Source organism: Flavobacterium sp. KY-23415 (assembly GCF_055384985.1).
The window spans coordinates 4,281,788-4,297,073 of record NZ_AP044001.1 but is presented as its reverse complement, the minus strand read 5'-3'; the positions used below and the strand labels follow the sequence as shown (position 1 = coordinate 4,297,073).

16 protein-coding genes are annotated in these 15,286 nt (G+C 32.2%); all 16 read left to right on the top strand.

The features are described 5' to 3' along the window. Positions 1 to 176 precede the first annotated feature (176 nt). The 16 genes from ACZ49Z_RS18850 (at position 177) to ACZ49Z_RS18775 (ending at position 15,281) form a co-directional block, all read left to right on the top strand. Positions 177 to 1,187 carry an RNA ligase, Rnl2 family gene (locus tag ACZ49Z_RS18850; RefSeq protein WP_464305848.1) on the top strand — a complete coding sequence of 337 codons (1,011 nt, stop codon included), beginning with the start codon at positions 177 to 179 and terminating at the stop codon, positions 1,185 to 1,187. Between the two features lie 4 nt (positions 1,188 to 1,191). Next, positions 1,192 to 2,013, top strand: a complete 822-nt coding sequence (locus tag ACZ49Z_RS18845; protein WP_464305847.1) for an ATP-grasp domain-containing protein — start codon at positions 1,192 to 1,194, stop codon at positions 2,011 to 2,013. A 201-nt stretch (positions 2,014 to 2,214) separates the two neighbouring features. Then, positions 2,215 to 2,994, top strand: a complete 780-nt coding sequence (locus ACZ49Z_RS18840) for an ATP-grasp domain-containing protein (protein ID WP_464305846.1) — start codon at positions 2,215 to 2,217, stop codon at positions 2,992 to 2,994. 102 nt (positions 2,995 to 3,096) lie between these two features. Beyond that, complete coding sequence (locus ACZ49Z_RS18835) at positions 3,097 to 3,414, top strand: hypothetical protein (RefSeq protein ID WP_464305845.1); 318 nt, start codon at positions 3,097 to 3,099, stop codon at positions 3,412 to 3,414. 3 nt (positions 3,415 to 3,417) lie between these two features. Further along, a complete protein-coding gene (locus ACZ49Z_RS18830; RefSeq protein WP_464305844.1) occupies positions 3,418 to 4,203 on the top strand; it encodes a hypothetical protein in 786 nt (261 codons plus the stop codon). Positions 4,204 to 4,436: 233 nt separating this feature from the next. Further along, positions 4,437 to 4,832, top strand: coding sequence for a hypothetical protein (locus tag ACZ49Z_RS18825; protein WP_464305843.1), 396 nt, complete (start codon positions 4,437 to 4,439; stop codon positions 4,830 to 4,832). Positions 4,833 to 5,211: 379 nt separating this feature from the next. Continuing rightward, entirely contained in the window at positions 5,212 to 5,655 is a 444-nt protein-coding gene (locus tag ACZ49Z_RS18820) for a hypothetical protein (protein ID WP_464305842.1), read from the top strand. 605 nt (positions 5,656 to 6,260) lie between these two features. Further along, complete coding sequence (locus tag ACZ49Z_RS18815; protein ID WP_464305841.1) at positions 6,261 to 7,358, top strand: slipin family protein; 1,098 nt, start codon at positions 6,261 to 6,263, stop codon at positions 7,356 to 7,358. Between the two features lie 562 nt (positions 7,359 to 7,920). Continuing rightward, complete coding sequence (locus ACZ49Z_RS18810; protein ID WP_464305840.1) at positions 7,921 to 10,164, top strand: TerD family protein; 2,244 nt, start codon at positions 7,921 to 7,923, stop codon at positions 10,162 to 10,164. Positions 10,165 to 10,213: 49 nt separating this feature from the next. Next, entirely contained in the window at positions 10,214 to 10,465 is a 252-nt protein-coding gene (locus tag ACZ49Z_RS18805; RefSeq protein ID WP_464305839.1) for a hypothetical protein, read from the top strand. Then, positions 10,462 to 11,010, top strand: coding sequence for a 3'-5' exonuclease (locus ACZ49Z_RS18800; protein ID WP_464305838.1), 549 nt, complete (start codon positions 10,462 to 10,464; stop codon positions 11,008 to 11,010). Before ACZ49Z_RS18805 ends, ACZ49Z_RS18800 begins: the two co-directional genes overlap by 4 nt. Positions 11,011 to 11,237: 227 nt before the next feature. Beyond that, positions 11,238 to 11,741: an endonuclease V gene (locus ACZ49Z_RS18795; protein ID WP_464305837.1), complete on the top strand. Its 504-nt coding sequence runs from the start codon at positions 11,238 to 11,240 to the stop codon at positions 11,739 to 11,741. A gap of 41 nt (positions 11,742 to 11,782) precedes the next feature. Beyond that, complete coding sequence (locus ACZ49Z_RS18790; protein WP_464305836.1) at positions 11,783 to 12,736, top strand: restriction endonuclease; 954 nt, start codon at positions 11,783 to 11,785, stop codon at positions 12,734 to 12,736. A gap of 66 nt (positions 12,737 to 12,802) precedes the next feature. Further along, complete coding sequence (locus ACZ49Z_RS18785; RefSeq protein ID WP_464305835.1) at positions 12,803 to 13,429, top strand: hypothetical protein; 627 nt, start codon at positions 12,803 to 12,805, stop codon at positions 13,427 to 13,429. 17 nt (positions 13,430 to 13,446) lie between these two features. Further along, positions 13,447 to 14,580, top strand: a complete 1,134-nt coding sequence (locus tag ACZ49Z_RS18780; RefSeq protein ID WP_464305834.1) for an AAA family ATPase — start codon at positions 13,447 to 13,449, stop codon at positions 14,578 to 14,580. Then, on the top strand, positions 14,580 to 15,281 hold the full coding sequence (locus ACZ49Z_RS18775; protein WP_464305833.1) for a hypothetical protein: 702 nt from the start codon (positions 14,580 to 14,582) through the stop codon (positions 15,279 to 15,281). Before ACZ49Z_RS18780 ends, ACZ49Z_RS18775 begins: the two co-directional genes overlap by 1 nt. Positions 15,282 to 15,286: the final 5 nt, after the last annotated feature.

Here is a 15,286-nt window from a genome sequence, read left to right as displayed (position 1 = left end):
GTGCTTAGTGAAGAGTGCTTAGCAGTATGTCAGTTCGAGTGTTTTTTAGAAAATGCGAACAGCAATTTTATAAAAAATGTATCGAGAACTAGTTTTTAGCAGAAGAAGCTTCTCGATAGGCTTCGCATTCGAAGTGATGTCTAAAAAAAAGTAATAAAAATAAAAAAATAGAAAAAATGGAATTTAGAAAATATAACTCAATAGAAAATACATACCAAAAACAAGTTTTGGAACAAATTATTATGCACGGTTTTGAAAAAGAAACCTACATAGTACAAGAAAAAGTACACGGAGCAAACTTCTCATTCTATACAGATGGAGAAACGATAAAAATTGCAAAGCGTACCGATTTCGTAACAGAAGAAGAGACTTTTTACAATGCACATGAAGTATTGGAAAAGTACACTGAAAAAGTAAAAAACGCATTTAAAGTCATTCAGTCCGAATTTCAAGAGACAAAGTTCATTGTGATTTTTGGAGAATTGTTTGGAGGGAATTACAATCACAAAGAAGTGCCTGCTGTAAAAAATGCTATCAAAGTGCAAAAAGGAGTAGAGTATAGCCCTGAAAATGATTTTTATGCTTTTGATATTAAAGTAAATGGGACACATTATTTAACGGTTGATTCGGCAAATAGTGTGTTTGAAAAAACAGGATTCTTCTATGCAAAAACCTTGTTTGAAGGTACTTTAGAAGAAGCATTGCGTTATCCAAATGAATTCAATTCTTTGATTCCAGAATGGTTGGGTTTACCAAGAATAGAAACAAATATTTGTGAAGGGGTCATTATTAAACCGAATGTACCTAAGTATTTTGGAAACGGATCACGATTGATTTTGAAGAATAAAAATGAAAAATGGGCAGAAGTAGGCAAAAACAATAAGCCTAAAAAAGAGCACAAAGAAGTTTGTTTTTCAGAAGCATCACAAATAGTTTTGGAACAAATGCAGCAGTATATAACCATTAACAGATTGTATAATGTGTTGAGCAAAGAAGGAGAATTTAATCCCAAGATAATAGGGAAGTTAACGGGATTGTTTTCACAAGACGTTATGGTAGATTTTAAAAAAGACTATCCAAACGCTTTGGAAACATTAGAGAAAGAAGAACAAAAGAGTATTAACAAAAGAGTCAATAACAAAGCTTTAAGTTTAATAAAAGAAGAGTTTATGACGTTTAAAGTGTGAAAAAATGAAAACAATTTTAGTACTGAATGGAGAAAAATATTGGCAAGATTATCTTCCTGAGTTTACTGTAGTTCAGAAGAAAATTCAAGATTCAGATTTTATACTGAAAGACAAAAAACTCTTTGTTGTTGATAGTGAAGGAGTATGCGCACCTGATTTAATCATTTGGAGGTTGGGTGCTATTCCACCTAACTGGAAACATAGAACGGCTTTAGAAATCATAAAGAGTTCCAATGTAGTTTGTATAAATAGCGCTGAAACGTTGTTGCAAGGTTATGATCGTTTGTCTATGTTACATGTTTTATCGAATTTAGAAATGCCTGTAATTCCTTTTCAAGTCGTTACGCATTCTAGATTATTGAAAAACATTGCAATGCCATTTCCATTTGTGGTTAAAGTAGGTAATTATCATGGCGGTTACGGCAAAGTATTGGTTCAAGATGCAGAAAAATGGCAAGATATTCAAGATTTGTTGTTTGTAACCAATGATTATAGTACTATCGAACCTTATATAGATTATCAGTTAGATATACGCTATTTGATTGTTAATGATAAAGTTTGGGCAATGCAACGCAAAGGACAATTTTGGAAATCGAATGTGTTAACAAACGAATTTCAACTGATTGAAGTAAGTCCAATTTGGCAAACAAGAATTAGAAAAGTGAGCCATCATTTAAAAGCAGATATTCTCGCTTTAGATGTCCTAATGGATGAAGAAGGAAATGAATTTATAGTAGAATACAACGATATACCAGGAATAACTGGTTTTCCAGAAGCCGTAAAACTAGAGTTAATAAAAGTAATAAAAGACAGAATAGAAGCATAGGTAGTAAAAGCTTTTCGATACGCTTCGCAATCGAAGTGATGCAGATGGAGCGTATTGGTTTTGAGGTAATTAGTGAATAGTGCTTAGTGAATAGTACTTAGCCCTTCGTCAGTTCGAGTGTTTTAACGAAGAGTAACGTAGTTAAAATGTATCGAGAACTTTATGTGCTTATGTGTAAACAACAATTAAAATTTAGAAAACATGTTTTTTTTAGTCCAAGCCAATATCTATTTAGATCCCGATCATTATAAAATTTTTGATGCATTGGAAGAATTAGGAATAGCCTATGAGGCTATAGATATAAAACCAAGCGATACCGAAATTGCTATGAAAGCCAATCGAAAAGATGTTTTTGTATATGGTTCGGTTACAATGGCACGATTAGCAAAACAATATAGTGACTGGTTTCCAGGTTCGTTTTACGGAGGTAATCATTTGTATGAAGTGTATGCTCGTTATTATGGTTCACATTTGTTGAATGATGAAATAAAGATTGGAAAACTAACAGATGATTTGGTTTGGCAAAAAGGAGAGAAGAAATTCATAAAGCCTTACAAAGAAGCTAAAATTTTTACAGGAAAAGTATTTGAAAAAGAAGAATGGGAAGATTTTATTATTGAGGCATTAGCAAATTCAAAACTTTCAATTACAAAAGATTCTGAAATACAAGTTTCTGAACCTAAGATTACAATAAAGGAAGCAAGAGTTTGGATTGTAGGCGGACAAATTATAGATGCTGGTTATTATAAGTTTAATGGAGATTTTGCTTTTGAAGCCAGTGTTGCTGCTGAAGGAATTGCTTTTGCCAAAGAAATGATTGCTCTTTATAATTTGGAAGAAGCTTTCGTTATGGACATTTGTTTAACATCAAATGGTTGGAAAATTGTAGAAACAAACTGCATTAACAGTTCTGGTTTTTATACCAATACCGATGTAAAAAGTGTTATTAAAGCTTTGTATCTCTACTTTTCGAATAGATAAAATGTAAAAAAAAATCTCGATACGCTTCGCACTCGAAGTGACGTGGGGCAACCTATGTGGTTTAAAAAACAACAAAAAAACAACAATTTAAAAAATAAAAAAATGCGACAAGATATACTAAAACGATTTTTAACGAATACAGACGAAACGGGTAGATTTTTAATGAAATCAAGAATAACAGGAATTATTTATTTCGTAGAACCCATTTATAATGGAAAAACACCCAAATGGGGCGATTTAAATCCAGCAACAGGACAATTAGAAGGGAATTATGGTTCCAAATATACAGGAGCGGTTACTAAGAAAGAGTCCCTTATTACAGAAGAGAATGGTTTTGTGAATATTGGCTATTGCAAAGGAAGTCCCTTTGGAGCCATAGATCAAAGAGATAAAGCCCATCAAGAGCGATTAAAACGATAAGTTATGAAAACCTATAATAGAATAGCCTTAATTGGCATCGAACAGCTAGAATATGAAGTAATAAGATCTAATTATACAGGAGGTATAATTTGGCACCAAGCTATACCAAAAATTATTGTAAAAGATCAAGTCTTATATATGGAAAAAGCGAATGGAGTAGGTATGTTACCTGTTGATAAGGTTGTCTATTATGGTATTTATGATGATGATTTTGATTTTATTGCTGGTTTAGCCATTTGGAATGGAGCGTGTTTCCCTAATGCCATGGGTATGCTCGATTGTCGTTTGAAAATTCCTTGTTTGGTAAAAGCCTTGTCACTTTCACAGTTTAGTGCACCAAGAGGATTTATTAGTGCAGGAGCGTCAATGAACGCAACAGAAGATACGATTGCTAAGTGGGGCAATTGGCATTGTGGCGAAAACAAACATCGTTTTACAGGGGAATGGGAAAGTGAAAACACTGCAACTATTGAACCTTATTATGAAGGGGAAGCGGTTCGGATTATGGTGATTGGCAATAAACATTGGCAAATTAAACTAGAAGGGGAAACGTGGTTAAAATCCATCCATCCTGAGAGTGCTGGTTTTATGCCAATTGATACTGAATTATTAGCCGATACGTTACACATTCAAAAAGCTTTGCGAATGGATATGATTGGAAATGATTACATAGTAGGTAAAGACGGTAAGAAGTATTTACTGGAAGTAAATCACATTCCAAATATTAACCGATTTGAAGCGGTAAGAGAAGCTTATCTGGAAACTGTTATTACATTTATTAATGACTAAATTAATTATTAATGGTTATACATGAAAGTCTCGTAGAGACGACATATTGTGAAGCAACGGATTTCAATCCGTTGGATGTAGTGTATATATTGATTAATAAATTATTTTGTTAGTGGAGTTTCGAATGAGATGTTTAGAACAGGACAATATTGAGAATAATTTATATATTTTTTGTACTACGTAGAATAGTTGCGTACTACTGTTGAAATCTTTGTATCAGAAAATAAAATGATATGAAAACGATTCGACTTTATTGTAAAACATGTAATGCAAAATTGACTGATGATTTAACAGAATTGAATGCCACTGCTTTACGATTTGAGGATGGTGTGGATATGATAGCGAAAAATAAGTTCTCCATTACTAATCATGAAAACAGTGGCAAAGAAATAGTGATAGCAATTGATGCTTATTTTTTTAAAAATCATAAAGATTGTAATCGTTTCTCGGGTTGTTGTGGTAGTTCTGGTTTAAGTGGAATGAATAAAACCTGTGTTAATGGACATGAAGTTGCTACAGAAGTATCTGATTGTCTTACATCACATTATATCAAAGTGAATTTAGCTAAAGTAACTATTAAGGAAAAGATTACTGATTATGAATATAAAAAAATGCTTTACGGTATTTAGTTCATAGAATTAGTAATAAAACGTTCTTTTAAAATTACTATAAAAACAATTAGCCTTTGCAAAGAGACCTTTCTTTTTAATAAAGAAACACTATCTAAAGACCTGAAAAAGGTGTACGTTTCTGGAACTGCTGTTTTGCTTTTCTGTTTGTATTATTTGCCAGTACAATAGGGTGAATGAAATAGAAAACCATTGCAACACTTCTTTTAACTTCTCTTTTTCCGTTCTTTAAAAGTAAAGGCTATTTTGTTTTAAGTAGTTGATAATTAAATAAAATAAAAGATTTTTAAGCTACGTAAAATAATTGCGTACTTGTAATGAAATCTTTGTAAAGAAATAAAATGTTAGGTAGTATTTAAAACTTAAAATTAGACTTAAAATGATCTATACTTTTGAAAAATCAGATTTGATAACCAAACAATTGAGAAAGTTTACAACTGCCTATACACATCATGTTGTTGGACAATATGCAAATATTGATTTTTGGATTAATGAAGTTGTTGGATCTCTAAAAGCTATAGATGAATATAAAAATCGATTTGATAAGCTCTATACTGCTCAAAAAGAATGGACAGAAGATCACGGAACTGTTATACATGAATTTTGTCCTATTTGTAATGGAAAATGTGAGTTTAGTAATGGTAAACCAAGACTACCTGTATTGCAATATAAAAGAGAGAAAAATGATTTTAGAAAGGAATTAGTTGATGCTACTTATTTTTTTCTCTTAAGATGTTTTAGAATTGGCTTACTAACAAGAGAAGAATTAAGACAAAAATGCGACACGATTGGAACAAGTATTGATCCAAATGATTTAAAATAAACGTTCTTTTAAATACTAAAAATATCAAACAAGTCCTGTTGGGTGTTTCTGTATAGCACTATTGTAGTATTCGTTTCGCAATTGCGTATGATGGTTTACTATGCAACTTGATTTGGAGGTTTTCGGTTGTTTTCCAAAAAACAATCACCAAATGTTTTACAGGTTCGAATCCTGTTGCTACAATGTAGTATGGCGAAAATGGTAGACGCACAAGATTTTGGTTCTTGCACATTAATAAGGGTTCGAATCCCGCACGCAATTCAATGCGATTATAGGTTGAGTACATTCTCTCGTTAAAAAGAATGAATCAAAGAAAACAGCTTGTCTTTGTTAGTAAAACCTTTTTAGCAATACCAAGGAGGAACACTCACAAAAAGACCTGAAGATTGAGTTTGTTATTGGAACAACTAATTTGCTTTTGTATTTGCTTACGTACTATTCTTATGGCTCGTAAAAAATAATACAACACCATTTTAGTACTTCTTTTAGCTTCCTTTTTTCCGTCCTTTTTGGAGAACAAAGGCAAAACGTTTTCTTATTTAAAAAGAGAGAAGAGAATAAAGAAAATAACATCCGATTAAATTCAGATTAAAAATATAGAAAATATGATAAAAAGAATTACAATAGATGCTTACCAAGTAGGTTTGGTATTTGAAAACAGGAAGTTGATTACTGTTTTGGAAGAAGGAAAACATTGGATTATAGGAAATAAAAAAGTTGAAATATATGATCAAACAAAACCTTTTACTCCAAATATTGATTTAAACATTCTGTTACAAAATGAAGTGTTAGCAAGTTTACTTGAGGTGGTTGAAGTACCAGATTATCACATTGCATTCATGTATGTTGAAAATCATTTCAGAGAGGTTTTAACAAAAGGGAAATATGCTTTTTGGAAAGGAATATATGCCTGTAAATTTACAATTACCGACATAACAAAGGTTGAGATAGAAAAAGAAATACCAAGACAATTATTAGATGAGGTAAGAGTAAGAGCACTAGTAAGAAACTTTCAAGTAAATAATAATGAAAAAGGATTATTATTCATAGATGGAAAATTCAATTCAATTGTGGAAGCAGGTACTTACTCGTTTTGGAACAATACTATTCCTATTGAAATAAAAAAAGTAGATATCAGACAACAACAATTGGAAATCTCAGGACAAGAATTGTTGACCAAGGACAAAGCGGCTTTGCGAATCAATTTCTTTGTTACGTATCAGGTAGTTGATGCTATTAAAGCATTGGTAAACAATAAAGACTATGACAAACAATTGTATGTAACGATGCAGTTGGCTTTGAGAGCTTTTGTGGGTGACTTCACTTTAGACGAATTGTTGAGTAAAAAAGATACGATTGCTGATGTAATTTTAGAAGATACTAAAGCCAAAATAGAAGCTTTAGGATTAACCGTTACTACTGTTGGAATTCGTGATGTTATTTTACCAGGAGACATGAAAGAAATCATGAATCAGGTATTGGTTGCTGAGAAAAAAGCACAAGCCAATAGCATTATGAGACGTGAGGAAACAGCTTCCACAAGAAGTTTGCTGAACACAGCCAAATTAATGGAAGAAAACGAAATGCTTTGGAAATTGAAAGAAATGGAATATGTAGAGAAAATTGCTGATAAGATTGGTGAAATTACGATCTCTGGAAGTGGAAACATCATTGGTCAATTAAAAGAGATTTTTGTGAAGTAAATAAAATTAAATAAAATAAAAGATTTTTAAGCTACGTAAAATAATTGCGTACTCGTAATGAAATCTTTGTAAAGAAATAAAAACGTTCTTTTAAATACTAAAAATGAGTCAACAAGGTCAAGTATAAGTTACTTCAAACTTCCTTTCAGAAACACACTTGTGCGATTATCAGTTGATTCATCTTTTGGGGCAGTAGCTCAGCGGTAGAGCAGGTTAGTTTATACATTATCAAAACATCAGAACTAGTTGGACAATAGCAACATACTTCAATCAGGTTAGACTTCTTCGGAAGTCTTGGTTCGAGTCCAAAAATGTTGGTACATTTTCAAATAGCGTTTTGGTCAATTCAAACTTACTTCAGCGCTTTTAACGCCCAGGTCATGGGTTCGAATCCCATCTGCTCCACTATAGAAGGTCAAAACTAACTTACTTCAACCACAAACTTAAAATTTGTCAAACTAGTTAGTCTATTATCTTCTAGAATTAAGGTCAAGTGCTTCTTACTTCAAATTCACGGTTAGAACTAGAAGCACCATTATCTAATTTTTTAAAAATAAAAACAATGAAAACAAACGAATTATTAAAAATCAGTTTGCGTCAAAACGCAGTATACATTCCAAGTGAGTTTATCACTGGAAATGCCACAACTATAACAGGACCAACATCCGTATTAGTAGCCAATGTAGCCAAGTTAGGATTTGCTTTTTCAGAAGAAGCTTTACAAGCTATTAATACAGTACATCCAAAATATAAGTTAGAAATTCAAGACATCATAAAAGAAGTACTAGGTGTTAACAAAAACTGGACACCCTTGGTAAAAAACTGGGAAATTCCAACAGGAGAGTCTTTGTATGATCATATCACGACTTTTTTTGCGAATGTTTTTAAAACTAATAAAGGAACCACTTTAGCATGTGGACATATTATTCCTGCGAATACGTTTCCATTAGAGCGATATAATGGTTGTCCTTATTGCGGTACTCCATTTGAGTTTGATACTACTAAACAAGAAGGACAAGGTAGTAAAATGAAAGTATTGGAGCTTTGGACTGAGAAAGAGTTAAACGAATTTTATCATTCGTTACTAAGCTCTAAAACCGCTTTAGATGCTACACAAGTGGATAGTTTGAAGGGATTGTTGTCTTATTTGCCATTGCCAAGCGAAGTGAAAATTGGAATTAAGGAAACGATGATGTTAGTGATTGATACGTTAATTGACTTGGATAAAGAAGAAAAGGCAAGTGCTCTTTTTACTTCTCCAACGGATATTTTACGTTATTTATGGTACAAGAAAACCAATTTATTACAGATCATTGAACCAAAAACGATTATCAATAGAATTGCTAGTAATAACCAACATTTCTTTGTTGCTGCTGATAATAGTGCGAAAGCGAAATTGATTACAGCAATAGATTTGAAATTAAAATATTCAAGAAAAGAATGTTTAATGGTAGCTACATGGTTGAATAATTTACCATTAGAAGCAGAAAAAGCATGTGAAATGATGCATCCAAAAAGAGCAATGTGGGTGCGTTTTATTAGAGCTTTGCGTTTGCCAGAATATAGCAAGAGAAAAGGATTTGAAGCTTTGAAAACCTTGTTAGATGTATTTTATAACCAAACGTATGAAGTATGGCAAGGAAGAGTAAATTATTATCGTTTGCGTTCTGATGCAAATAAAACATTTGCTTTATTGCAAGAACGACCAGGTTTGTTTGCTCGTTCTTTGTTCTCTAACATGTTATGGTTTGGACCTAACGAAACGATAGCGGCTTTTACTGCTATTATTGATAAAGTACCTGCTCGTTTGGTGTTTACGTTGAACATGTATGCGCAAAATTATTTTGATAGAGGTATTCAAAGAAGTGTGAAACCTTTAGGTGGAGTAAACAAGAAAATTGGACCAAATAGATTGTTATGGTTGTACAACGAAGACCAATTAAAAGCAATGCAAAGCAAAATTGAAGATTTATGCTTGTTAGCGATGGAGAAACGATTTGCAGCTCAAAAGAATGAGAACAAAACAATTTATATTGATCCGCAATTATTCAATATGCCAGTAGCTATAGGCGATAGGAGTGAAACCATTCAGGATTTACCAGTAGCCTTAATGGGAACTCGTTTTCCAATAGAAGGAAATACAGTAAGATTGTTTATGCAATGGGGACAAGGTTTACCTGCACAACACTTGGATATGGACTTGAGTTGTCATATTGCATATGATAATAGAACTGAGATTTGTTCGTATAGCCAATTGCAAGCAACAGGTTGTACACATAGTGGTGATATTATTCATATTCCAAATCAAATTGGTACAGCCGAATATATCAATATCGATGTAAATGTACTAGCTTATGCTGGAGCCAAATATGTAACCTTTACTTGTAATGCCTATAGTAACGGAAGTATTTCACCCAACTTAATTGTAGGTTGGATGAATAGTAAGTATCCAATGACTATTTCAGAGCGATCTGGTGTAGCTTATGATCCATCTTGTGTAGATCATCAAGTGAGAGTAACTCAAAACGTAGCAAAAGGTTTAGTTTTTGGTGTGCTTGATGTAGCCAAAAGAGAAATCGTTTGGTTAGAAATGACCTTTGGTGGACAAGTAGTACAAGGTTTGGATTACAAAGGTGTTCAAGCTCTATTAGCGAAATTATCGAGCAAATTGAATATTGGTAGTTTGTTAACTATAAAAGCAAAGGCTCAAAATTTACAAATTGTAGAGGCACCAGATGCTGATGAAGTTTACGATCAAAAATGGGCAATAAATGCAGCTGCTGTAACGCAGTTGTTAGTAGATTAATTAAAACCTCGGAATTCTTATTTCGAGGTTTAAAAAAAACTTAGAAATAATGAAAAAAGAGAATACAAATAAAAATACGTTACACGCAATAGTAAATATAATACAGGCAATAAGTTTAGTATTTACTATAATAGGTTTAAATAGCCAAAGTAAGAGTAAACCAGCCAAAAATGCTTTTTTGGATGACATACACAAACACATGGCTAAAGTAAAATTAGAAGAAATGAAAGTAAAGAATGAGAAAAACAAAAATGCAATAGCATTTGATTCCATCTTTATAGCAATGAAAAATAAAAAATGAAAACAACAGAAAAAATAATCATCATAGATTTAGAAGCGACTTGCTGGAATGGTCCTGTACCTAAAGGGCAAGTTAATGAAATAATAGAAATAGGTATTTGCGAATTAGATACTCTTTCTGGAGCGATTACCAAAAATAAAGGTATCCTTATTAAACCAGAACATTCCACGGTAAGTCCGTTTTGTACAGAACTGACCACAATTACGCAAGAATTATTGGATAAGGAAGGAATGTCTTTTGAAGATGCTATTGAAATGCTGGAACGGGAATACCAACCCGATCAATACACTTGGGCAAGTTACGGTCAGTACGATTTGAACATGCTGAAAAAACAATGTTCTTTTAGGAAAATTAATTACCCAATGGGAAGTCATCACATCAACGTTAAAGAATGGTTTAGTGAAGTGAAAGGACTGAATAAAAAAGTAGGTATGAACGGAGCGTTGGAAATTTTAAATATTCCATTAGAAGGAACACACCACAGAGGTGTAGATGATGCCAAGAATATTGCTAAAATTTTACATTGGTGTCTTGAGAATGAGTGATTAGTGATTCGTCCTTAGTGATTAGCTTAACAATAATAAAAATACTCTTGATGTGCCTTTACTGAAGTAATCTTTGACTTGATTTTCTTTGGTAAAGGTTTTTTAAAGTTTTTAGATGCTCCAGAGGAGCGTTCTATTTATAACAGGAATAACAAGATAACACAAGCTCCGGAGGAGCGAAATGATTTACAATAATATTATATATTTGTTTTTTAACCGTAACCAATATGATTTTAACCATAGATGTCCATTATAAAACCGATTATGCTAAAACTGTTTTGCTATTTTTTGAAAATTGGCAAAGTGAAAACCCAAGTAATGTAGTAACTCATATTACTAAAGACGTGATGGAGTATGAACCAGGTTCTTTTTACAAAAGAGAATTGCCTTGCATTCTAAATGCTTTACAAACAGTTTCATTAGATGCAATAGGAATTATAATTATTGATGGATACATATATGTGGATAATGAAGGGAAATATGGTCTTGGTGGACATTTGTATGAAGCATTGGATAAAAAGTTTCCTATCATAGGAGTTGCAAAAACATCTTTTCAAAGCAATAAAGAAACTGTAGTTGAAATTTTAAGAGGAGAAAGTAAAAATCCGCTATTTGTTTCTTCAATTGGTTTAGACAAAGAAGTAGCGGCAATACATATAAAAAATATGTATGGAGACTATCGTTTGCCTTATTTATTAAAGTTAATGGATCAAATTACGAAGGAGGATTAAGTTTTTAAATTTTTGAAATATGAACAAAGCAAAAAAAGACGATGAATCTAGATGATATTATATACGCAAAAGACTTAAATTTGACAGACTTTTTAGATAAATTAATTTCAAAAGACTTTAATTGCTTATATCCAAATAATTACTTTCCAACAGAAGAGTTAATGAATGAATATCTTGATACAATTGAACAAAGGACTGATGATGAAATACGTTCAATTTTACGGAGATTCTTAATTCATAATAGTACTTATGGCTCAGATGAGTTCTATGTCAAGAATCTAATTTCAAAAAAGGGAGATCAGATATACTTAGCTTCAAATAATTCAAAAACAGAGTATAACAGACGAGTTTTGACAAAATTTTTAACAAACAAAGGAGAAGTCTGGGAAGGGCTCACGTGGGTTTTAGATTTATTACCTCATTTTCCGAATGAAGCAATAAGAGCAATTGATGCCTATTTTTTAGCGAATTGTATGATGCTTCCAGACAATTGTTTAAATGCCCTAAGTGATAGTGCAACAATAATCAGAGCAAGATATATTAATTACAAACATCCTAAAGAAATATTCTGGAACTTAGACCCAGTTGATTTTGAGTACTTGACAGCAGCTTTATTTGAAAGAATGAATTACAAAGTTTTTGTAACACAAACTAGTTATGATGGTGGTATTGATGTAAATGCTGAAAAAATAGAATTAGGGCAAAAAGAAAAGGTTGTAATTCAATGCAAAAGATATATAAAACAGACAATTGGAATAAGAGATGTTAGAAATTTATTAGGTGTTGTGCATGATAGGAAAGCAACAAAAGGAATTTTAATCACATCGTCAAAGTTTTCTTCAGAATCGAGAAAGTTTGAGAAAAATAATCCAAGTATTGAATTGATAGATATTTCTGATTTTATGAAACTTTTAAATACATATTTGGGAACTTATTGGAATAAAAAGATTGACAAATTGATTAACGAACAGAAAAGAAATAACAAAAGATACTGACTATATAATAATAGATGTTTCGTGAAATTAGTGTCAGACAAAATTATTTTAAATTAAAAAAAAACAATGACCGACAAAAAAACACCTTTTTTAGATACTATTTATCATTTACGAACCCGAGAACATGCGATTATCTATGATAAGAAGTTAGATATTTCAAAGGAGGAAGAAAAAGAAGTTATTGAACTTCTAAGGGATGAATATGAAAAAGAGAAACTCAATTATCCTTTTCAAGCTCCTGATTTTGATGAATCAGCAGCGTTATGGGGAAGTAAGATAGTTTATTTCGCAACGCAATTGGTCTTAAATAGAGAAGATACCGCTAGTAAAATAAGTACGTTATTTCCAGACTTTGGCAAAGCCATTACACCATCAGCAATGCTTTCAGCCGATTTGTGTCTGCGCTTTTTGCCGCTATTGCTTTTGCAATTGCAACACATGGATGCAGATGATATAATTCTTCCTGTCTTGGAACAAAAGCTTAAACAGTTTTCCTATTCAGGAATAGGATATGATATGGACTTAGAAAATTTGGATCATAGCGTTGTTTTATCAGACGATTGTATGACCCAATTATTTTTAGATAGAGTAGTGGAAAAAAAAGATAAAAACAGAGGTAATTTAGAAATAATTAAACCTTTGCTTTTAGCCAATTTTGGCGATTTTAAAACGATTTTTTGGAACGAATTATAAATTATTTATTGATATAAATGAACACATTAGATACTTTAAACGCCCTTTTAAAACATATAAAAGAAACCTTCATTGGTAAAAATGAAATAGTCGATTTGCTAGGTATTAGCTTATTGGCGAGAGAAAATGCCTTTTTGTTAGGTCCTCCAGGTACTGCAAAGAGTGCGATTGTAAGAGCCTTATCAAATGGTATCGAAGATGGTAAAAACTTCGAATATTTATTAACCCGTTTTACAGAACCTAATGAAATTTTTGGACCTTTTGATATTCGAAAATTAAAAGATGGTGAATTAGTCACCAATACCGAAGCCATGATGCCAGAAGCGTCTATGGTTTTTTTAGATGAGATTTTCAATGCCAATTCGGCTATTTTGAATAGTTTATTGATGGCTTTGAACGAAAAAATATTCCGTAGAGGTAAAGAAACAAAGAAATTACCAGCCTTAATGTTTGTGGGAGCGAGTAATTTGTTGCCCGAAGATGAAGCATTAAATGCCTTGTTAGACCGTTTTTTAATTCGCGTGAAATGTGATTATGTGGATCCTGATTTATTGAACGAAGTACTTTTGGCGGGTTGGAAATTAGAGAATAAAACGGCAGAAACAACTCCAACCATTAAAGCTGATGAGATAAGAGCATTGCAAGCAGCAACTCGAAAAGTAGATTTGGCTCCTATTCGTAAAGAATATGTCGATTTAATTCACTCTTTGCGTAATGCGGGTATCAATGTTTCAGATCGTAGAGCGGTTAAAATTCAAAATTTAATTGCAGCCAGTGCTTTTATTTGTGGTAGAGATACCGCTATTTTATCTGATTTATGGGTATTAAAATACATTTGGGATACCGAAGAACAAATGGAAGTTTTAGAAGGTATCGTAAATCATGTTATAGAAAAAGATTCCAGTGAAAAGCCACATCCTCAAGCCATGTACAATAAAGTACCTGATGCTGAAGAAGTGATGAAAGAAGTGAAATATTTAGCTGAAAAATGGAATAGTGGTACTTTGTCATTTGAAGAGCAGAATATTATAAAAGATAAATTGCGCTACGTACAAACAAGATGCGATTGGATTAAAAATCCAGAACAAAAGAAGTATATTCAAGAGGAAATTGAACAATTGTGGCAGAAAATGCTTAAAACATTTGCATAATGTACTATGTGGAATTAGAAAAAAGTCATTTGGACTATTTGGCTCCAATTCGTCATTGGGACAACCTGAAATTGGCTTTTGAAGGAGAAAGAGTTTTTATTAAAGACTTTACTACTGAACAAATCAACGATACCGTGTTACTACAAATTCCGCACATTATAGTGTATGAATTGAAGGAGCAATTGTTGTTTCGCAAGGATAAACTAGTGCCCTCTAAAAAATTGCCTTCCGCTTTGTTATGGATGCCTATTTTGAATGCATTGCCTATTGATTTGCCAAATTATAATATGAATTATTTTGGTATTCATGACAAAATTGACATCAAGATAGTAAAAAGTAATGTGGAGCAACAAGCTTTTGGTCTTATTACCAAAATAGAAGAAATTAAAGAATATATTGAAGCTTTACCTAAAGTACGTTTGCAAAACTTAAAATGGATAATCATTGAAGACAGCATTTTGTTTTTAGGAATGCCTTTATTACCAGTTCAAGGACAAACCTATTGGTTAAAAGACAATTGTTTGTTTCCAACAGGCTATGCCTTGGAATTCGAAATTTTGTTCCCAATGATAAAAAAGGAACTCAACCCTAATAATGATTGTATGCTTTTGTTTCAAAGTAATAGTACTTATGTGTCATTTCCAATCAATGAATGTAAACCTTTAACCCTTAGTTCGTTTCGATTAACGATAAATGATTAAGAAAA